Origin of the sequence: Micromonospora sp. URMC 105 (assembly GCF_051386295.1) — a bacterium.
GTDB lineage: Bacteria > Actinomycetota > Actinomycetes > Mycobacteriales > Micromonosporaceae > Micromonospora.
Genome location: NZ_JBPQTL010000031.1, coordinates 38,214 through 58,105, shown reverse-complemented (window position 1 = coordinate 58,105; position 19,892 = coordinate 38,214). Strand labels below are relative to the sequence as shown.

The window sequence follows — 19,892 nt, the reverse complement described above, 5'->3', positions numbered from 1 at the left end:
GTCCGGAGCCGCCGTAGCGGCTCCGGACGCCGGGTCTGGTCAGAGCTGGTTCGCGCCGCCGTCGGCGAAGATCTCGCCGCCGGTGATGAAGCTGCTCTCGTCGGAGGCGAGGAACAGGGCGGCGTTGGCGATCTCCTCCGGCCGGCCCATCCGGCCCATCGGCACGGTGGAGGCGAGCGTCTGCACCAGGCCTGCGGCCTCCTCGGGGCTGTTGGCCAGTCCGGTGATGCCGGGGGTCTCGGTCGGACCCGGAATGAGGGTGTTGACCCGGATGTGGCGGTCGGTGAGTTCGGCGGCCCAGGTGCGGCCGAAGGAGCGGATGGCGGCCTTGGAGGCGGCGTAGACGCCGAAGGCGGGGGTGCCCTTGGTGGCGGCGGTGGAGCCGGCCAGGATGATCGAGGCGCCGTCGTTGAGTACCGGCAGGGCCTTCTGGACGGTGAAGAGGGTGCCGCGGACGTTGCGGTCGAAGGTGTCGGTGTAGTGCGCGAGGCTGATGTCGCCGAGGGGGGCGAACTCGCCGCCGCCGGCGTTGGCGAAGAGCACGTCCAGGCCGGTGCCGTGGGCGGCGATCGCCTCGATGACGCGGTCGAGGTCGTCGAGGTTGCTCACGTCGCTGCGGATGCCGGTGGCGGCTGCGCCGATGGCCGCGACGGCCTCGTCCAGCTGCTCCTGGCGGCGTCCGGTGATGAAGACGTGTGCGCCTTCGGCGGCGAAGCGGCGGGCCGCGGCCAGCCCGATACCGCTGGTGCCGCCGGTGACGAGCGCGGTCTTGCCGTTGAGCTGTGCCATGTGTCGTACTCCTTGGTACTCGGGTGGTGCGAAACGGGTTTCCTGCATCGCCGGTCCGAGTGGTCGCACCCGGGCCGGCCGGGGTCGATCAGTGCGCGGTCCGTGCGGTGAAGCGGGGCAGCAGCGCGGCGAGTTCCCGCCACTGCCGCAGGGGCAGACCGCCACCGTCGGTGTCGGGCCGCAGGACGTGCAGGGTGACGTGGTCCGCCCCGGCGTCCAGGTGGGCCTGCACGCGGTCGGCGACGTCGTCGAGGTCGCCCCAGGCGACCAGCGCGTCGATGAGCCGGTCGCTGCCGCCCGGGACGAGGTCCTTCTCGCCGAAGCCGAGGCGGGCCAGGTTGGACCGGTACGCGGGGAAACCGATGAACATCCCGACGCCGGCCCTGGCGGCCGCCCGCGCTCGGCCGGGGTCGCGGTCCAGGACGACCGCCAGGTGCGGCGCGATGAGCGGTCCGTCGCCCACCCGCGCCCGCTGGCGGGCCGAGTACTCCGGGGTCACCAGGAAGGGGTGCCACCCCGAGGTCCGCGCGGTGGCCAGATCGACCATTTTCGGACCCAGTGCACCCAACAGACGCCGCTCGGCAGGGATGGGCCGGGGTGCGGCGTCGAGGCCGTCGAGGAATCGTGCCATCGACACCGTCGGCTTGCCGTAGTCCTGACCGGCATTGGCGGCGGAGTGGGCGTTGCTGACCCCCAGGCCCAGCACGGCGCGCGGGCCGTACGCCGCGTCCAGCGCGGCCCACCGGTCCCCGAGTGCGGCCGGGTCCTGGCCCCACATCGACAGCACGCCGAGCGCCACGGTGGCGCCGGGCGCGGCGGCCAGCAGGTGCTCGACGTCGTCGACCGCCCCCTGGCCGTCCAGCCCGGGGATCCAGAGCGCGGGAAAGCCGAGCTGGTCCAGCTCCGCAGCGGCCTCGCGGACCTCCGGCCGGGCCGCCCCGCGTAGCTCCATGCTCCAGATTCCGACCGCGCCGATCGTGCGTCTCACGTTCTGCATCTCGACCTCCTCCACGCTTATGTACCGCCCGGTACACAACAAGCTAGCAGGCCCGGCCGGCATTCCCCAAATTTCTGTACCGGTCGGTTGGAAATCGGAGTAGCCTTGGCGTCGGGGAGGGGGTGAACGAGATGACCCAGCTCGGACGACCGCGCGGATTCGACACCGACCAGGCGCTGGATCGGGCGATGGAGGTGTTCTGGCGGCACGGCTACGAAGGAGCCTCGCTGGCCGACCTCACCGCGGCCATGGGCATCAACAAGCCGAGCCTGTACGCCGCCTACGGCAACAAGGAAGGCCTGTTCCGCAAGGTCGTGGCCCGCTACGCGGACGTGGAGATGGCCTACGCGCGCAGCGCGCTCGATCAGCCTACGGCGCGCGAGGTCGCGGCGGCGTTGCTTCGGGACAACGTGGTGGCGCTGACCCGCCCGGACCGGCCGGTCGGCTGCCTCTCCATTCAGGGCGGCACCGCCTGTGGTGCCGCAAACGCGGGCATCTCCGAGTTCCTAGCCGCCAGCCGGCTGGCCGGCGAGCAGGCCATCGCCGCTCGCTTCGCCCGCGCCGTCGACGAACGGGACCTGCCGCCGGACGCCGACCCGACCGCGCTGGCCCGCTTCCTGAGCGTGGTCACCGAGGGGCATGCCGTCCACGCCGCAGCGGGCGCTGATCGCGCCCAGCTGGAACGGTCCGCCGAGATCGCGCTGCACGCCTTCACCGCGGCGGCGTACCCCGTCCGCACCCCCCGGTGATCGGCCCGAGACGACGACCACCTCGACGGACGTGGCCGCCGACCCGAGGTCGACGGCCACGCCCGCAGGGCTGACGCGAACCCGATGTCCGCGAGGGCTACGCCAGCCGCGCCCAGCGGGCGTACATCTTCAGGTCGCGCACGGTGCGGCGGCGCAGGTCCTGCTGCACGGCCGGACCCCAGCCGGACGCCGCGGCGACCGCCCTGTCGAGCTGCCGGGCGGCAGCGTCGGTGGACTGCGCCGGCAGGCCGGGCTGCAGCAGCCGCTCGGCGGCGGTGAGCCGGGCCCGGACCTCGGCGGTGACCCTCGCCGGGGCGCAGGCGGTCGCGCGGGCCAGCGACGCGCGCAACTCGGTCACCCCGCCGGCCGCCGCGGCCCGGTGGTCGGCGTGCGGCACCGTCGAGCGGGTGCGGAAGGTGCCCTCTCGCAGGGCCTCCTGCTGCCGGGCACGTCAGTGGCGTACTCGATCGGTGTACGTCGGTCAGCGGGTCTTCCGCTGCGTGCCGACGGTCGGCGGGGGGTCGCCGACGACGGACTGCGCGCTGGTGGTGTCGGTCCACCCCAGCCGGTGCGCGGCACGGATCTGCAGGGTGTGCGCCCCGGGCGTGACCGTGACCGTGGCCGAGCGGGCGGTACCCGCCGTGGTGAGCACCACCTTGCCGTCCACCAGCACCTCGAAGCTCTTGATGAGGTGACTCGCCGTGCCTACCGACCAGGAGGCGGAGAACGTGCCCCGGGTGTGGTAGGTGGTGCCGGGCCTGCGGCCGCTGAGACCGGCGAGCGCCAGCCCGGAGACCTTGGCCGCCCTGGTCCGGATTCCGCTCAGCTGGGCGTAGAGCGAGTCGCCCGGGCACTCCGTCGCCACCGCGTCGCGGTGACCGGAGACGCGGTTCATCACCACGGACTCACCCTGGTCGTACTTGCCGTCGACCGCGGACACCAGGGACACCTTGCCGTACGGGTCGTTTCCGTACTGGCCGAGCTTGTACGCCGCGACGTGCGCGACGGCGTCCTGGACGACGGTGGGCGCGCCGGAGGTGATGTACGTCCCGAGCACGGCGATCGCGGCGGTGTTCGTGTTGAAGCCGTAGGTGTGCGCCCCGATTACCGGCTTGTCGATGCCGCCCTTGCGGCCCTCGAAGACCACGCCGCACTTGTCGACCAGGAAGTTGTAGCCGATGTCGTTCCAGCCGTTGCTCTTGACGTGGTAGACCTCGATGCTGCGGACGATGGCGGCCGAGTCGGCGCAGCTGTAGTTGCTGGTGCCGGCGGTGTGGTGCACGAAGAACGCATTGACCGCGGTGCCGTACGTCGGGGGGCTCAGCACGATCGACTCGTCGGCCTTCCACCCCGCGCGGGTGACCACCTTCGGCGCGTGGATCGGGTTCGGGGGCGTGCTGGGGCTGGGCGACGCGGTGGGTGAGCTGGTGGTGGGCGCCGGTGCGGAGGTGGTGGTCGGCGCGGGCGCGGTGGTGTCGGTCGGCGCGGGGGCGGTGGTTTCGGCCGGCGCCGTCGTGGTGTCGGTGGGGGCGGGCGCGGTCGTCGTGGTGTCGGTCGGCGCCGGCTCGGTCGTCGTGGCGTCGGTCGGTGCCGGGTCGGTGGAGGTGGGCTCCAGCGCCTGCACCTCGGCGACCGGCTGGAGGCGTTCGGGACGGACCTGCGGGGCACCGGCCGCAGTGGCCTTGCGGCGCTTCGGCTGGCCCGGGTCGACAAGCTCCAGGCGCAGTCCGTCGGGCAGCCGGGCGCTGCCCGGGCCGTCAGCGGTGCTGGCGCGCACCTCGACCGCGTCGGAGGGGCCGACCCACAGCGGGTCCGTGCCGCCGCGCGCCTTGCCGGAGGTCGCCTCGGCACCCGGCTCCGGTCCGAAGTGGTTGTCCAGATCCAGCGGCAGCCAGCCCGACCAGCCGCCGCCGATCGCCCGGGTCCGGACGGAGATGGTGCCCTCGAAATCGATCTCCGGGTTCGTCCAGGTCACCCCGACCATGGCGAAGCGGTCGGTCTCTCGCTGCGCGATGGCCACCTCCCGGTCGTCGGCGGCCGGGAAGTCCACGGTGTGCAGTGCGGTGGTGACCGGCCCGTCCGCGACGGCCCACTCGGCCCCGTCCTCGCCGAGGCCGACCGCAACCAGGCCGGCCGTTCCGGCCACGGCGGTGGCCACCAGCGCGGCCCCGATGCCGGCCGTCCGGCGGCTCCAGCGGATCCCCGTCAATCTCACAGCTGAGTCCCTCCGTAAATGATCTTCCGGAGGGCTCAGCGCAACCGATGTCCGGGGCGTTACTCGATCAAGGGCGAGCGACCTCTTCCGCCTTGCCGCGCCAGGGTGCAGGGTGGGGGTCGTCAGGCGAACTCGACCGGCGTCGAGTTCAACCCGTCTGCCGGAAAGAGCGGTGACATGGAGCAGCGGTCCTGGTGGGGATGGGGACGGGCGGACCAGACGCTGTCCGACGCGGAGTGCGCCGCGCTGGCCGCTCAGCTGCCGGGGCTGCCGGCGGAACCGCTGCCCGTTCCGGAGCTGACCCGGCTGACCCTCGCGCTCCCGCGCATCACCCCACCGGCCGCCCTGGCCCACCGCTTCTCCGACGCACCGCTCGACCGTGCCGCGCACACCTACGGCAAGGCCTACCGGGACGTCGTCCGCGCCCTGCACGGCGACCTGACCGGCGCACCCGACCTGGTGGCACATCCGCGCACCGAGGCGGAGATCGTGGACGTGCTCGACTGGGCGGGAAGCTGCGGCGTGGCCGTCGTCCCGTACGGCGCGGGCAGTTCGGTGGTCGGCGGCGTGGAGTACCGCCCCGGCGGTGCCGGTGGCGACCATCGCGGAGTCGTGTCCCTGGACCTGACCGCGATGGACCGCGTCCTGGAGGTGGACCCGGTCAGCCGCGCCGCCCGCATCCAGGCCGGCGCGCGGGGCCCGGTGCTCGAGGACCAACTGCGCCCGCACGGGCTGACGCTGCGGTTCTTCCCGCAGAGCTTCGAGTACTCCACGCTCGGCGGCTGGCTGGCCACCCGGGCCGGCGGGCACTACGCCACGCTGTACACCCACATCGACGACCTGGTGGAGTCGATGCGCGTGGTGACGCCGGTCGGGGTCGGGGAGTCCTGGCGGCTGCCCGGTTCGGGGGCGGGCCCCTCCCCGGACCGCCTCTTCCTCGGCTCCGAGGGCACCCTCGGGGTGATCACCGAGGCGTGGATGCGGCTGCAGGACAAGCCGTGCCACAAGGCGTCGGCCACCGTGGGCTTCGACGACGTCACCGCGGCGATGGAGGCCGTACGGGCGATCGCCCAGTCCGGTCTGCACCCGGCCAACTGCCGGCTCCTCGACCCGGGTGAAGCCTTCCTGTCCGGTGCCGCGCGCACCGGTGAGGCGGTACTCGTGGTGGGCGTGGAGTCCGCGCACCACCCTGTCGACGCGCAGCTCGCCCAGCTGCTCACGCTCGCCCGGGACCACGGCGGCACGCCCCGCGGCTCGGGCGACGCCGGCGACGGGGTGGACCGCGCCGCCGAGGCCTGGCGCTCGTCCTTCCTGCGCATGCCGTACGTCCGCGACGGGCTGGCCCGGATGAGCGCGATCGTCGAGACGTTCGAGACGGCCTGTACCTGGGACCGCGCCGCCGAGCTGTACGAGACCGTGCGGGCGGACGTCGGCGCGGCCGTCGAGAAGGTCACCGGGGCGCCCGGCATCGTCAACTGCCGGTTCTCGCACGTCTACCCGGACGGTCCCGCGCCCTACTTCACGGTCGTGGCCGCCGGCCGGCGCGGGCAGGAGCTGGCCATGTGGGACGACATCAAGGTCGCCGCCATGGAGACCCTCACCCGGCTGCACGCCACGGTCACGCACCATCACGCCGTGGGCCGGGATCACCGGCCCGGTTACGACCGGCAGCGCCCGGAACCGTTCGCGATCGCCTTGCACGCGGCCAAGGCGGCGCTCGATCCGCACCACGTGCTGAACCCCGGCGTCCTCGTCGGCTGAGCACACCGGCAGTGCGTCGCACGGAACCGGGGCGGTCCGTCAGGTGGCGCGCCGGCAGCGGTCCGCGAGGGCGCGGACGGCGGCGACCAGTTCGGGCGGGTCGATCACCGTGAAGTCGACGCCGACCGAGGTGACCATCCAGGCCAGGTCCTCGGGTGAGTCGGCGCCGAGATGCAGCAGGCAGTGGTCGTCGTCGACCGGTTCGACTGCGCCCATCCCCGGCCACACCAGGTCGGCCACCTGCTCGGCGCAGCGGTGCAGGACCACGGTCGCCTGCATCCGCCACGGGCCGGTGGACAGCTGCCGCGCCAGGTACGCGGCCACGTTGCCGTCCGGTGGTTCCCGGGGTGCGAAGCGCGGACCGGTCGGCGTGCGGGTGCGCAGCCGGTCGACGCGGAAGCTGCGCCAGTCGTCCCGGTTGACGTCCCACGCGACGAGGTACCAGTGCCGGCCCCAGTTGACCACGGTGTGCGGCTCGACGTCGCGTACCGTCGCCGTACCGTCGTGGCCGGTGTAGTCGAACCGCAGCCGCTCGTGCCGGCCGATCGCCTCGGAGATCGCGAGCAGGACGTCCGGGGCCACCCGGGGACCGTCGGCGCTGACCCGGACGGTCGCCTGCCCGAGCGCGCGGACCCGGTGCCGCAGCCGCGACGGCAGCACCTGATGGAGCTTGCCCAGCGCGCGCAGCGATGTCTCCTCGATGCCGGCCACCGAGCTGGCCGTGGCGGTGCGCAGCCCGATGGCGACCGCGACGGCCTCGTCGTCGTCGAGCAACAGCGGCGGCAGGACAGCCCCGGCCCCCAGCCGGTAGCCGGGGTTGCCCCGGGTGGCGTGCACCGGGTAGCCCAGCTCACGCAGCCGGTTCACGTCCCGCCGCACGGTGCGTGGGGTCACGCCGAGCCGGTCGGCCAGCTCCGCGCCGGGCCACTGCCGGTGCGTCTGCAGCAGCGACAGCAGCTTCAACAGTCGGGCCGACGTCACCATCGCACCAGACTGCCAGGTCGGTGAGGACAGGTACTGGCCTAACCGGCACCTAGCGTGCCCGGCATGACAGATGTGCAGCCCGAGATCCGCCCCTTCCGCGTCGACGTCCCCCAACCGCAGCTCGATGACCTGGCCACGCGCCTGGCCAACACCCGCTGGCCGGTGCTGCCCGAGCTCGGGTGGGACCGCGGCGTGCCCGTGGCGCGACTGCGCGAGCTGGTCGAGTACTGGCGTACCGGTTTCGACTGGCGAGTCCACGAGGCGGTGCTGAACGCCTTTCCCCAGTACTCGACCGAGATCGACGGGCAGCCGTTCCACTTCCTGCATCTCCGCTCGCCGGAGCCGGACGCGACCCCGCTGATGCTGCTGCACGGGTGGCCGAGTTCCGTGCTGGAGTTCCGCGACGTCATCGCACCGCTGGCCGACCCACGGGCGTACGGTGGCGACCGGGCGGACGCGTTCCACCTGGTCGTGCCCTCCCTGCCGGGGTTCGGGTTCTCCACGCCACTGGTCGGACCGGGCTGGGGCAGCGAGGCGATGGCGGCGGCCCTGGTACGCCTCATGGCCCGGCTCGGCTACCGGCGGTACGGGGTGCACGGCGGGGACACCGGCGCGTACGTCGCCCCGGCGATGGGCCGGCAGCACCCGGACGGCGTGCTCGGTGTCCACGTCAACGCGTTGCTCACCTTTCCTGCCGGCGAGGCCGGCGAGATGGACGGGCTCACCGACGTCGAGCGAGCGCGGCTGGCGGCGATGGACCGCTACAACGACGGCTACCTCCAGATCCAGGCCAAGTCGCCGTACACGCTGGCGTACGGGCTGACCGACTCACCGGCCGCGCAGCTCGCCTGGATCGCGGAGCTGTACCACCGGCTGACCGATCACCCCACCGATGTCGACTTCGGCGTCGACCGGGACACGTTGCTCGCCACCGCGACGCTGTACTGGCTGACCGGCTCCGGTGGATCGTCCGCGCAGGTCTACTACGAGGACATCACCGCTGCGGACTGGAGCACCGCCACCGACGGGTGGCCGTCCGGCGACGGGACTCCGGACGACGCCGGGGCCGGGGACTGGGCGGTGCCCGCGGATCGCACCGTGCCGACCGGTGTCCTCGTCTCGACCACGACCGACGTCACGGTCCGCCGGTTCGCCGAACGCGACCACCAGGTCGTCCACTGGTCGGAGTACGACCGGGGCGGGCACTTCTTCGCCGCCGAACAGCCCACGCTCTTCACCGACGACGTGCGGGACTTCTTCCGGAAGGTCCGCTGAGGTGCCGGCGGGCCGAGCGCTCCCGCCGGAAGCACTCGGCCCGCCGGAGCCGGCCCTTATATCGACACACTTGCATGCGTCGATCGCCTCGTGTATGAAGGTGCAAAGCCACGTCCGGATGCTGGTTCCGGGGGAGGAGCGACGATGAAACTTGCCCTGCGCCGCCTGCGAACGGCGGCGGTCGCGCTCGGCGCCTGCACACTTGGGCTGAGCCTGCTGGCGGTACCCGCCGAGGCGTACTCGGTGCGACCTGTCGCACCACACTCGGAACGGGCACCCGAATCCGATCAGTTCTCGGCCGAGGGCGTCACCACGGTCGGTGAACTCCGCACCGTCGACGGCGCCCTGTCCTACGCCCGGGGCGGCCGCACGCAGGTCATCCGGCACCCCGGCGCGGCGTACGTCAAGGTGCACTTCAGCGCGCTGCGACTGGCCCACGGCGACTACGTCACGGTGTCGAGCCCCGACGGCAAGGAGAGCTACCGGTACGACCGCTACCTGAACAGGGCGACCGGCTCGGACTACACCATCGACGGGCAGCCGGGCTTCTGGGCGATGTCGGTGGAGGGTGACACCGCGGTGGTGACGCTGCACAGCAGCCGCCGCTCCCACGGCAGCGCCGCCACCATCGACCGGTTCTGGCGCGGCTACGACCGGACGGAAATCACCCAGCACAACTTCTCCACGCAGTCCGTCTGCAGCACCGACGCCCGCCGCGACGTGGTCTGCTACCAGAGCAGCCACCCCAGCGAGTACGCCCGCGGCAACGCGGTGGCGCGGCTGCTGATCAGCGGCGGAGGGCTCTGCACCACCTGGCGGGTCGGCAACACCAACCGCATGCTGACCAACAAGCACTGCTTCTCGACGCAGTCCGCCGTCAGCGGCAGCGAGATGCAGTTCAACTACCAGTGCGCCACCTGTGGCGGCGCCAACCCCGGCCCCGGCACCAAGGTCAGCGGCGCCACCCTCTACAAGGTGAGTTCCGGCGGCTCCGGCGAACTGGACTACGCCCTGTACTCGGTGAACAACTTCACCGCCATCCAGGGCTTCGGCACGCTGTACCTGGCGACGACCGCCACCAGCACCGGCACGCGGATGTACATCCCGGGGCACGGCGACGGCAGCCCGAAGCGACTGTCCATCTACGAGAACACCCAGGGTGGCACGACGTGCACCGTGCGGAACGCGAACTACAACACCTGGAACATCAGCTACAGCTGTGACACCTCGGGCGGCAACTCCGGCTCGCCGGTGCTGAACGCCAGCCACCGGGTGATCGCCCTGCACCACCTCGGTGGCTGCCCGTCGAACCAGGGGGCGAAGGCGCACCTGATCTACAACGAGATCGCCGGCCTGATCGCCAACGGTTGACGACTGCTGACACCGACGGGCCGCTGGGGCGTAGCCCCGGCGGCCCGTCGCCGTGCCCGGCACCGCCCGTCGATTGACAGGACATAGACGTACTGGTATCTGTTAATAAGGTTATCTAATTCGTCACGGCGGTAACCGGGACCGTCCGACGCGGCGCAGGCCACCGATCGGAGGGCGGTAGCACCCACCCCCATCCGAGGAGAGCCCATGCTTCGCAAGCGGACAGTCGCCCACCTCTCAGCGGCTCTGCTGGTGTCCACCGCGACGGTGGGCTACGGCCTGTCGTCGGCCAGCGCCGCGTCGGCCGGGCCGATCACCGGCCTCGGGGGGAAGTGCGTCGACGTGGCCGGCGCCAACCCGGCCAACGGCACCCCGGTCCAGCTCTGGGACTGCAACGGCACCGCGGCCCAGGCATGGACGGTCGGCAACGCCGACGGTTCGGTCCGCGCGCTCGGCAAATGCCTGGACGTCACCGCCGCGTCGAGCGCCGACGGCGCCAAGGTGCAGCTGTACGACTGCAACGGCACCGGCGCCCAGAAGTGGGCCGCCGGCAACGGCGCGCTGGTCAACACCGGCTCGGGCAAGTGCCTCGACGCCACCGGGTGGAACACGGCCAACGGCACCCGGCTGCAGATCTGGACCTGCTCCGGCACCGCCAACCAGCGGTGGGTCCTGCCGGGCGGCGGTGCCACGCCCACCCCGTCCGCCCCGGCCGGCGCCCCCCTCGACGACCCGGCGAAGAAGGACGTCGCCATGCAGCTCGTCTCGGCGGCAGAGAACTCCTCGCTCGACTGGCGCGCGCAGTTCTCCTACATCGAGGACATCGGCGACGGGCGGGGCTACACCGCCGGCATCATCGGTTTCTGCTCCGGCACCGGCGACATGCTCGAGTTGGTGGAGGCCTACACGAGGACGAAGCCGGGCAACGTGCTGGCGGGGTACCTGCCGGCCCTGCGCGCCGTCAACGGCACCGACTCGCACGCCGGCCTCGACCCGTACTTCCCCCGCGACTGGCGGACCGCCGCCGCCGACCCGGTGTTCCGGGCCGCGCAGGAGGCCGAGCGGGACCGGGTCTATTTCAACCCGTCGGTACGCGACGGCAAGACCGACGGGGTACGCGCGCTCGGGCAGTTCGCCTACTACGACGCGGCGGTGATGCACGGCTATGAGGGCATGCGGGCGATCCGCAACCGTGCCCTCGCCCGGGCGAAGCCGCCGGCCCAGGGCGGCGACGAGCGGACCTGGCTGCACGCCTTCCTCGACGAGCGGGTCATCGAGATGAAGAAGGAGGCGGCCCACTCGGACACCTCCCGCGTCGACACCGCCCAGCGGGTCTTCCTGAACAACGGCAACTTCAACCTGAACACGCCGCTGGTCTTCGCCGTCTACGGCGACCAGTACCGCATCGGCTGACCCCGGCCCCCGGCCGCGAACCGGAAGCGACGCCGGCTGTGCCGCTCCGACAGGGGGTGGCACAGCCGGTCCGCGTGTGCGTCGGACGACTCAGGGCGCGATACCGAACGGGCCCAGGCTGCCGTACTCCAGCCGGAGGGCTTCGGCCATCGCCCAGGCGTTCGGCAGGGTGAACAGGTCGGCGCCGCCCAGGCGCTCGTTCCACCGCGGCACGAGTTCATCGGCGGCCCGGGCGGCCACCGCGTCGAGGTAGGCCTTGAAGACGGCCCAGACGTTGGTGGCGTCGACCGGGGCCAGGATCTTCGGCACGTCGACCGAGGAGAGCGCTGCCTCGGTGGTGGAGCGCAGGTCCTTCAGGTATTCGATCTGCGTCCTGACGTCGTCCGGAGTTCCGGGTCGGGTGACGTGCCCGCCGACCAGCTTGTCGAAGGGGTATTCGAGGGCCTGTTCGTGAGCGTCCACGAACCCGGGGATGCTCGCGGAGATGGCGAGGTTGGAGAAGGGGACCCAGCCCGGGAAGATCACGTCCACGAGCATCAGCACGCCCTGCGTCGGGGCATGGATGAAGATGTTGCCCTCGGCGTGGTTGGGGCCCTTGTAGTCGAGCCGGAGGCTGTGGTCTCCCGCGTCAATGGTCAGGCTGTCGTCGAACACGTGCGTCGGCAGCGGGCGGTGGGGGTCGCGCAGCCGCGTGAGTCGTTCCGCGGTGATGCGGTGCGCGTAGCGCGGGACGTCCTCGGGGTAGACCGACATCGCTCCGATGTGGTCGGAGTGGTGGTGGCTGTAGACGACCTGGGTGATGGAGCGGCTGGTCACGCTGCGGATCGCGCGGAGGATGTTGTGGCCGAGGGTGGGTGGCGCGTCGACGGCGATGACGCCTTCGTCCGTGACCACGAACATCATCTGGTACATGCCCTCACTGAGCCAGAACACCCCGTCGGCGATCTCGTCCAGGACGTAGCCGGTCTCGGGGATCTCAGGACCCAGGGCAACCTGCGGCACGGGGGCCGTCGGTAGTCCGCGCGCTCGCTCGGCAAGATCCGAAAACGGCGTCCTCGACACGTGTGGCTCCCTGCCTCGCCGGATCGCACTGACCTCGCCGGGCGGCGGACCGCCCGCGTACCGTCGATCGTCCCCGCCGAGGCCCGAGGCGGCAGCCGGATCGCTCGGTGCTCATCCGCAAGGGGACACCGCCGGACGGGCTCGCCCCTGCTTGCCGCAGCCCTGCGGTGGCCAGGCGTCAGGCGGCGTCGGGGGTCGCCGGTGGCCGGGTGAGCAGATCGTCGACGGCCTTGGTCAGGGTCTCGCGGACCTCTGCGGGGTTGCCGAGGGCGCCGCCCGCCAGGGCGCCGTCGCGCAGCAGCGCCAGTGCCCGCGCGGTGTGGTCGGGGTCGGGGTGCCCGGCCTCCGCCGCCTGCTCGCGCAGGGTCTGGAGGAACCAGGCGTGGTGCTCTTCGACGGCCCGGCGTACGGGGTGTGCCGGATCCGGATATTCGGCTGCGGCGTTGAGGAAGGCGCAGCCGCGGAAATCGGCCCGGGACACGTCCTCGCCGATGAAGTTCATGATGCGCAGCAGAGCCTCGCGGCCCCGGATCTCGGTGAGGGTCCGCGCGACGGCGCCGCGGATCTCCGCGCTGCGGCTCCTCAGATAGGCCACGATCAGGTCCTCCTTCGCCGGGAAGTGGCGGTAGAAGGTCGCCCTGGTCACCTTGGCCTCGCTGACCAGCCGATCCACGCCCACCGTGTGCAGGCCGTGGGCATAGAACAGCTCCGAGGCCGTGGCGAGCAGCCGGTCCCTGGGGTGGAGCTCCTGCTTTGGGCGTGACGTCATCCCCCGAGCGTAAGGAGAGACTGTTCGTTCTGCCAGTACTTCACCCCCCGGGGCGCGACATGGTCCACGTCACATTGCCCTCGGGGGTAGAACGACTATTCTCTCCACCAACAGAGAGAACGACCGTTCTCTCGCTCGGAAACGAGGAGTCGTCATGCGTCTTCGCCACCTGCTGGGCCTGTCCGCGCTCGCCGGCGTCGGGATGATCGCCAGTCTCGGCACCGCCTCCCGCCCCTCCACCGCGAAGGCCGACGACGGCCACCGCGCTGCCAAGCCGACCGTGGTCCTCGTGCACGGAGCGTTCGCCGACTCGTCGAGCTGGCACGGCGTGGTGTCGCGGCTGCAGCAGCGCGGCTACCCGGTCGTCGCCCCGGCGAACCCCCTGCGCGGCCTGATCTCCGACTCCGACTACCTGAAGCAGCTGCTCGCCACGGTGTCCGGCCCGGTCGTCCTCGTCGGCCACTCCTACGGCGGAGCGGTGATCACCAACGCCGCGGTGGGCAACCCCGACGTCACGGCGCTGGTGTACGTCGCGGCCTTCGCCCCCGACGCCGGGGAAACCGCGCTCGGCCTGTCCGGCCAGTTCCCCGGCAGCACGCTCGGTGACGCCCTGGCGCCGCCGGTCCCGCTGGGGGACGGCAGCCACGATCTCTACATCCGGCAGGACGCCTTCCACCGCCAGTTCGCCGCCGACCTCGCGCCCGCCGAGGCCGCCCTCGCCGCCGTCACCCAGCGCCCGATCCGCGACGCCGCTCTCGGCGAGGGCTCCGGCGCGCCCGCCTGGAAGTCGATCCCGTCCTGGTTCGCGCTCGCGGGAGCCGACAACAACATCCCCGTCGCCGCCCAGCAGTTCATGGCCGACCGGGCCGGCTCCCGCCACACCGTCCAGGTCGAGAACGCCTCGCACTCCGTCGCCGTCTCGCACCCCGACGTCATCGCCGACCTCGTGATCGAGGCCGCCACGAGCAACTGACGCCGCCGGACCTGCGACGCACCCCCTGCCATACCGTCACCGACGGCGCAGCAGGGGGTGCGTGCGGTCGCGCGTCCCCTCGCCGTGGGCGGTCAGGCCGCCCCCACCACCGACCGGACGGCCTCGACGTAGTCGTAGAAGCGCTGCGTCCGTTGCCCCGACTCCCGGGTCGTCCGAGACAGGTCGCCGCCGGGAAAGAACGACTTGCGGAGGGCTTGGGACAGCTCCAGCTGCACCCCGGCGCCTCGCCTGTTCTTGTTGCAGATGTTGCGGGGGTTGGTGCCGGATATCTCCCTCGAACCCGACGTGACCGTGAACCCGCTGTCGGCCAGCGCGGCCGCAATCGCTCGTTCGAGGTCGCCGTCCAGGCCCCCGACGGCGGTCTCGGCTTCGTCGGCCGGGCCGGTGAAGCCGTGGAAGGAGACGGTGTTGTCCGCTCCTGCGACCACCGCCAGGCACTGCGGATCGTCGAAGTCGATGGAGGTGATGTGCAGATCGGAGTTGTGCCGGGATCTGATGCCGGCGAACACGTAGGTGGCCATCAGCCCGTCGCCCACGGCCAGCGCCAGCTCTCCGCTGCCCTCTTCGATGCCGCCGCCGTGGATCGCGATGGCCGCCCACGACGTCGTCGGCTGGTCGAGCACCGTCCGGGTGTAGTCCACGCCCTCCTCTTCGGCGGCGGCCAGCTCGGCGTAGGAGTCGTACCGGTCGCCCACCATTACCCCCGGTTCAGGATGTCGCCCGAGCCGATGGTGTCGGGCCGGAGCTGCCGACCGTGCCCCCACCAGGGCCCGCTCATTCGCAGCCTAGTCCGAGGCCGGCCCGTCGGGTCTCGAGAACGCACTCGGTCCCGCCCGCGAGACGTCGGGGCGGGCGGCCGCTCAGCGCAGCCGGCGGATGTCGCCGTACGCCCGGTAGAACCCACCTCGGCCGGACTCGCGGACCTCGGTCACCAGGTAGCGGGCGCCCGGCTCGCGGATGCCCTTGGGGAACTGCACCGACCAGTCGCGCCGGTAGCCGTCGGAGACCACCTGGACCCGCAGCCGCCCCCGATCGTCCAGGCACTGCACGACGACGCCCGCCCCGGCGTCGCTGGTCACCTCCAGCACCGTCGGCTCCACGGTCCGCGGTGCCTGGCGGGGCGCCTTGACGTCCCGCACCTGCGGCACGTCGCCGACCTCGGCCGCGCGGATCGCCGGCTCACTGGCGTCGATGCAGGCCAGGTGGCCGCCGGTGGTGACGACGTAGAGCCGGTCGTCGTGGTACTGCATGGAGTACGCCGAGCCGCAGCCGGTGCCGAGCTTCCACAGCCGGGTGCCCGCCGCATCGAAGCAGTAGATCGAGGACTGGCTGTCGCCGGCGAAGACGTACCGGCCGCCCTCGGCCGTCGCGCAGGAGAACACCGGGGCGTCGCAGCGGTAGCTGCGTTCGACCCGGCCGTCCTTGGCCAGCCGCACCACCTCACGGGTGCTCGTCCCGGCGAACACGCTGCCGCGCTCCTGCCACCCGAACAGCACCGAACCGGTCCTGGTGTGCCACAGTTCGCGGCCGGTACGCCAGTCGTAGCCGGTCACCCCCTGGGAATGGCCGTGGTAGAGCGCCTCGGTGTCGCAGCGCACCATCCAGGCGGAGCGGCCCCGACCAGGCCGGCGCCAGAGGAACTCGTCCTCGTGGTCGATCGCCGCGATCCCACCGTCGGCGTCCGAGACGCCCAGGACGCCGTCGTGGATGTCCAGCCAGTAGATGTCGATCTCCGGGGCGATCGCGTACGCCACCCGGGGCACCTTGCCGGAGAGGTCGTAGACGTTGCCGTCGTCGCAGCCGGCGTAGGTCCAGGCGTCGTCGGCGACGATGCACTTCACCCCGTCGGGTAGGCGGACCTGGCTGCGCACCTGGGCGTCGTGGCCGAGGGTGGTGATCACCCCGTGCTCGTTGCCCACCATGCAGTGCTGCCCGTCGACGAAGATGCCGAAGGCGGGGGCGCCGGAGTCGTAGCGCCAGAGCACCGGGGCGGTGCGGGCGGTGGAGCGGGTGCTGACGATCTGCCGCCGGGAGACGCTGCGCTTCTGCCTGACGCCGGGGACCGCCGGGGCGTACCCCTTGCGGATCTTCTCCCCGATCTTCTTCGCCGCGGCCGCCCGGGCCCGCGCGTTGTCCGGATAGGCGTTCGTCTTCACCTGGCCCTGGTCGCCGATCCGGCCGTAGCGCACGGTCAGTGTGGCGTCGGAGACGACGACCTCGTAGAACTTGTGCGCACCGTCCACCTCGGACAGTTCGAGGTAGGTCGTCTCCTGCGACATGGGGGCCTCCGAGGGGTCAGCGACCGGCCCGACGTGGCCGGCGCGGCGACAGTGGGCACACGCTAACCACCGCCCCCGACAAGATCCGGTGCCGCCGGCGGCGCCTGCCGGGGGCGACGGCGGCCTGCCGCCGCCGCGCCACTCGGCCGGGTCGGCCGCCGCAGCGGGGAGCGTGGTAGACATTCGGCGTGGTGGAGGTGAGCCAGCCCGGCGAGCGCGGCGTCGAGGACGCGGTCCTGGACGCTGCCCGGGACTGCGTCCTCGCCTACGGGGTGCGTCGCACGACGCTGACCGACGTGGCGCGCCGTGCCGGGGTCTCGCGGATGACGGTCTACCGGCGCTGGCCGGACGTGCAGTCGCTGATCGGGGACCTGATGAACCGGGAGTGGCATCAGGTGCTGGTGGAGGCCGCGGACGACGGGAGCGCGGGCTCGGCCCGGTCCCGGCTGGTCTCGCGGGTGGTGTCGGCGGCCCGGGTGCTCCGGAGTCACCCGCTGCTCTGCAAGATCCGCGACGTCGATCCCGAGGTGCTGCTGCCGTACCTGCTCGATCGGCGTGGCAACGGCCAGGACGAGATGCTGCGCTTCCTCGTGGCGGCGCTGACCGACGGCCACCAGGACGGCTCGGTCCGCGCCGACGACGCCGAGGTGCTGGCCCGCATGGTCTACCTGGCCACGCAGTCCTTCGTGCTGTCCCTCCGCACGGTCGCCGACGACGTGCCGGTCGCCGAGTTCGACCGGGAACTGGCCCGGCTGGTCGACGGATACCTACGGCCGGACAGCACACCTAGCCGCAGATGATCCGTAGTGCGCGCGGGCGGAGCTCGACGTGCACCCGGTCGCCCCGGCCGACCGGGTCGCCGTCGCCGTACGCGATCACCGGCCGGTCGGCGCGTACCGTGACCGAGCTGCCGCGGTAGGACGTGACCTGCCGGCGTCCGAGGTGCCAGCCGGCGCGCATCTGTCGCAGCACGACCGGGAACAGCAGCTTCGGCGCGTGCCGGACCACGACGACGTCCAGCGCCCCGTCGTCGGGCCGCGCCGTCGGGGCGATGTGCAGCCCGCGGCCGTAGTATCCGCAGTTGGCCACCACCACCGTGTAGGCGTGCAGTTCCTCCGTCCGGCCGTCCACGGTGATCGTGTACCGGGTCCGCTTCCAGCGCAGCAGCGCCCGCAGTCCGGTGGTGGGATACACCAGCGACGCGGGCAGGCGGGACCGGTTGGCCAGTTCGTTGGCGGCCGCGTCGACGCCCGTGTAGACGCTGCCGACGACCGTCTGACCGGCGACGCGGAGCACGTCGAGGTGCCGGGGCTCGCCGTGCAGCAGCAGGTCGGCGACGGCGTCGGGGGAGTGCGGCAAACGCAGCTGGCGGGCGAAGTCGTTGCCGCGCCCGGCCGGGATGACGCCGAGCAGGCCGCCGAGGTCGGCGACCACCCCGGCGAGCAGCCGGATGGTGCCGTCACCGCCGGCGGCGACGACCACCTCGTCGTCCTGCACCGCGGCGGCGGCGCGCTGGCGGGCCTGCTCGGCGGTCTGCGTGTACTCCACCCGGATGCGCGCGCCGGCGGCGCGGAGCTGGTGGGCCACCGGCATCACGCGGGACAGTCCTCGGCGCGCGGCCGGCCCGAGGATCACGGTGAAGGCGCGCACCTCACGGCACCAGGATGCCGGGGTTGAGGATGCCCGCCGGGTCCAGATGCTGCTTGACCGCCCGGAGCAGGTCCACGGCGACGTCGCCGATCTCGGCGGCGTACCAGCTGCGGTGGTCCGCGCCGACTCCGTGGTGGTGGCTGATCGTGGCGCCGGTGGCGGCGATCGCCTCGCTGGCCGCCGCCTTCGCCGCCCGCCAGCGGCCGATCGGGTCCGATCCGGGCGAGCAGATCACCGTGAAGTACAGCGAGGCGCCGGTCTCGTAGACGTGGGAGACGTGACCCAGCACCAGCGCCCCGTCGGGCAGCGCGTCGACGATCGCCTGGCGGACCCGGCCGTGCACCTCCGGCAGCGCCGACCAGTACGCCGCGGTCTCCAGCGTCTCCGCGAACGCCCCGGCGTCCAGCAGCGCGTCCCGCAGGTAGGGGGCGTCGAAGCGGTGCCGTGCCCACTGCTGCCCGGCCTCCTCACCCAGCGGCACCCCGCCGTGCGCGGTCAGCACGTCGGCGGCGGCCTCGACGGTGGGCAGGACCGCCTCGCCCTCGTACCCGGCGACCAGCAGGCAGCCTCCCTCCGAGCGTCCGGAGCCCGCCGCCCCGATCATGGTCTCCATCTCGTCGGAGAGCCGCAGCAGCGTGGGGCGCGGTCCGTCCTGCGCCAGCCGGCGTACCGCGTGCAGGCCGTCGGCGAACGACTCGAACCGCCAGCCCTCGTAGTGTGACCGCGCGGGCAGCGGACGTACCCGCACGGTGACGTCGGTGATGACGCCGAGCGTCCCCTCGCTGCCCAGGAAGAGCTGCCGCAGGTCTGGACCGGCGGCCGAGGCGGGTGCCCGGCCCACTCGGACCGTGCCCCGGGGCGTGGCGACGGTCAACCCCATCACCATGTCGTCGAAGCGGCCGTAGCCGGCCGACGCCTGGCCGGACGAGCGGGTGGCGGCGAATCCGCCGATGGTGGCGTACTCGTACGACTGGGGGACGTGGCCGAGGGTGAACCCGTGCTCGGCCAGCAGTTCGGTGGCCTGCGGGGCGCGCAGCCCCGCCTGCAGGGTGGCGGTCCGGGACACCGGGTCGACGGCGAGGAGCTGGTTCAGCCGGCCCAGGTCGAGGGCGACGTGCCGAGCCGCGGAGGGGGTCAGCCCACCCACCACCGAGGTGCCGCCACCGAAGGGGACCACGGCCACCCCGAGCCGGGAGCAGACGTCGAGGACGGCGACCACCTGGTCGTGGTCGGCCGGGCGGATCACCGCCTGCGGGGCCCGGCGTACGTCACCGTGCCGTTCCCGCAGCAGGTCCGGCGTCGACATTCCCGAGGCGTGGCGTACCCGCGCCTCCTGGGTGGTGATCACGTGCCCGTCGCCGACCACCTGCCGCAGCGCGTCGAGGACCGCGCCGTCCAGCTCGCAGTCCGGCACCGCAACCGCCGCCAGTGCCACGACCGACGGCGGGGGCGTCAGGTCGAGCACCTGCGCCAGCAGTCGCGACGCGGAGTCCGGCAGCTGCACGTCCTTGGCGGTTCCCCAGCGGGCCCAGCCGGTGCTCGACGCTTCCCCTTGTACATCCATGTGTGACAGAGTTACATCGA

At 72.4% G+C, this 19,892-nt stretch carries 18 protein-coding genes; 7 read left to right on the top strand and 11 right to left on the bottom strand.

The features are described from left to right. Nucleotides 1-39 precede the first annotated feature (39 nt). Together ACSNN7_RS13215 and ACSNN7_RS13210 are read right to left on the bottom strand one after the other, a co-directional pair. On the bottom strand, nucleotides 40-789 hold the full coding sequence (locus ACSNN7_RS13215) for an SDR family oxidoreductase (protein WP_436681037.1): 750 nt from the start codon (nucleotides 787-789) through the stop codon (nucleotides 40-42). An 88-nt stretch (nucleotides 790-877) separates the two neighbouring features. Continuing rightward, nucleotides 878-1,786: a TIGR03620 family F420-dependent LLM class oxidoreductase gene (locus ACSNN7_RS13210; protein WP_436681036.1), complete on the bottom strand. Its 909-nt coding sequence runs from the start codon at nucleotides 1,784-1,786 to the stop codon at nucleotides 878-880. Between the two features lie 131 nt (nucleotides 1,787-1,917). On the opposite strand from ACSNN7_RS13210, the gene ACSNN7_RS13205 reads away from it, so the two are divergent. Then, nucleotides 1,918-2,535, top strand: a complete 618-nt coding sequence (locus ACSNN7_RS13205; protein WP_436681035.1) for a TetR/AcrR family transcriptional regulator — start codon at nucleotides 1,918-1,920, stop codon at nucleotides 2,533-2,535. Nucleotides 2,536-2,632: 97 nt separating this feature from the next. Here ACSNN7_RS13205 and ACSNN7_RS13200 read toward each other — a convergent pair whose 3' ends face one another. Continuing rightward, complete coding sequence (locus tag ACSNN7_RS13200; RefSeq protein ID WP_436681034.1) at nucleotides 2,633-2,932, bottom strand: hypothetical protein; 300 nt, start codon at nucleotides 2,930-2,932, stop codon at nucleotides 2,633-2,635. A gap of 84 nt (nucleotides 2,933-3,016) precedes the next feature. After that, entirely contained in the window at nucleotides 3,017-4,750 is a 1,734-nt protein-coding gene (locus ACSNN7_RS13195) for a peptidoglycan recognition protein family protein (protein WP_436681033.1), read from the bottom strand. 177 nt (nucleotides 4,751-4,927) lie between these two features. Here ACSNN7_RS13195 and ACSNN7_RS13190 point away from each other — a divergent pair, with 177 nt between their 5' ends. Next, nucleotides 4,928-6,511 carry an FAD-binding oxidoreductase gene (locus ACSNN7_RS13190; protein ID WP_436681032.1) on the top strand — a complete coding sequence of 528 codons (1,584 nt, stop codon included), beginning with the start codon at nucleotides 4,928-4,930 and terminating at the stop codon, nucleotides 6,509-6,511. Nucleotides 6,512-6,550: 39 nt separating this feature from the next. Here the strand turns inward: ACSNN7_RS13190 and ACSNN7_RS13185 are convergent, their stop codons facing one another. Beyond that, nucleotides 6,551-7,495, bottom strand: a complete 945-nt coding sequence (locus ACSNN7_RS13185) for a helix-turn-helix transcriptional regulator (RefSeq protein ID WP_436681031.1) — start codon at nucleotides 7,493-7,495, stop codon at nucleotides 6,551-6,553. A gap of 63 nt (nucleotides 7,496-7,558) precedes the next feature. On the opposite strand from ACSNN7_RS13185, the gene ACSNN7_RS13180 reads away from it, so the two are divergent. From ACSNN7_RS13180 to ACSNN7_RS13170, 3 genes are all read left to right on the top strand, one after another. Continuing rightward, nucleotides 7,559-8,770: an epoxide hydrolase family protein gene (locus ACSNN7_RS13180; protein ID WP_436681030.1), complete on the top strand. Its 1,212-nt coding sequence runs from the start codon at nucleotides 7,559-7,561 to the stop codon at nucleotides 8,768-8,770. A 144-nt stretch (nucleotides 8,771-8,914) separates the two neighbouring features. After that, complete coding sequence (locus ACSNN7_RS13175; RefSeq protein ID WP_436681029.1) at nucleotides 8,915-10,141, top strand: trypsin-like serine peptidase; 1,227 nt, start codon at nucleotides 8,915-8,917, stop codon at nucleotides 10,139-10,141. A 207-nt stretch (nucleotides 10,142-10,348) separates the two neighbouring features. Continuing rightward, the gene (locus tag ACSNN7_RS13170) at nucleotides 10,349-11,554 is read left to right on the top strand and encodes a chitosanase (RefSeq protein ID WP_436681028.1); all 1,206 of its coding nucleotides are present in this window, start codon (nucleotides 10,349-10,351) and stop codon (nucleotides 11,552-11,554) included. A 90-nt stretch (nucleotides 11,555-11,644) separates the two neighbouring features. Here the strand turns inward: ACSNN7_RS13170 and ACSNN7_RS13165 are convergent, their stop codons facing one another. Together ACSNN7_RS13165 and ACSNN7_RS13160 are read right to left on the bottom strand one after the other, a co-directional pair. After that, the gene (locus ACSNN7_RS13165; protein ID WP_436681027.1) at nucleotides 11,645-12,556 is read right to left on the bottom strand and encodes an MBL fold metallo-hydrolase; all 912 of its coding nucleotides are present in this window, start codon (nucleotides 12,554-12,556) and stop codon (nucleotides 11,645-11,647) included. Between the two features lie 238 nt (nucleotides 12,557-12,794). Then, nucleotides 12,795-13,385, bottom strand: coding sequence for a TetR/AcrR family transcriptional regulator (locus ACSNN7_RS13160; protein WP_436681026.1), 591 nt, complete (start codon nucleotides 13,383-13,385; stop codon nucleotides 12,795-12,797). Between the two features lie 154 nt (nucleotides 13,386-13,539). Between ACSNN7_RS13160 and ACSNN7_RS13155 the strand changes: the two genes are divergently transcribed. Next, nucleotides 13,540-14,358 (top strand): alpha/beta fold hydrolase, encoded by an 819-nt coding sequence (locus tag ACSNN7_RS13155; protein ID WP_436681025.1) that lies wholly within the window; start codon nucleotides 13,540-13,542, stop codon nucleotides 14,356-14,358. 92 nt (nucleotides 14,359-14,450) lie between these two features. Here ACSNN7_RS13155 and ACSNN7_RS13150 read toward each other — a convergent pair whose 3' ends face one another. Together ACSNN7_RS13150 and ACSNN7_RS13145 are read right to left on the bottom strand one after the other, a co-directional pair. Next, nucleotides 14,451-15,077, bottom strand: coding sequence for a poly-gamma-glutamate hydrolase family protein (locus tag ACSNN7_RS13150; RefSeq protein ID WP_436681024.1), 627 nt, complete (start codon nucleotides 15,075-15,077; stop codon nucleotides 14,451-14,453). 162 nt (nucleotides 15,078-15,239) lie between these two features. Then, on the bottom strand, nucleotides 15,240-16,658 hold the full coding sequence (locus tag ACSNN7_RS13145) for a WGR domain-containing protein (protein WP_436681023.1): 1,419 nt from the start codon (nucleotides 16,656-16,658) through the stop codon (nucleotides 15,240-15,242). Between the two features lie 188 nt (nucleotides 16,659-16,846). Here ACSNN7_RS13145 and ACSNN7_RS13140 point away from each other — a divergent pair, with 188 nt between their 5' ends. After that, nucleotides 16,847-17,458 carry a TetR/AcrR family transcriptional regulator gene (locus ACSNN7_RS13140; protein ID WP_436681022.1) on the top strand — a complete coding sequence of 204 codons (612 nt, stop codon included), beginning with the start codon at nucleotides 16,847-16,849 and terminating at the stop codon, nucleotides 17,456-17,458. On the opposite strand, the gene ACSNN7_RS13135 is transcribed toward ACSNN7_RS13140, so the two are convergent. Next, nucleotides 17,445-18,308, bottom strand: a complete 864-nt coding sequence (locus tag ACSNN7_RS13135) for a diacylglycerol/lipid kinase family protein (RefSeq protein ID WP_436681021.1) — start codon at nucleotides 18,306-18,308, stop codon at nucleotides 17,445-17,447. The genes ACSNN7_RS13140 and ACSNN7_RS13135 overlap by 14 nt on opposite strands. Nucleotide 18,309: 1 nt before the next feature. Further along, nucleotides 18,310-19,872: an FAD-binding oxidoreductase gene (locus ACSNN7_RS13130; RefSeq protein WP_436681020.1), complete on the bottom strand. Its 1,563-nt coding sequence runs from the start codon at nucleotides 19,870-19,872 to the stop codon at nucleotides 18,310-18,312. Between the last annotated feature and the right edge of the window lie 20 nt (nucleotides 19,873-19,892).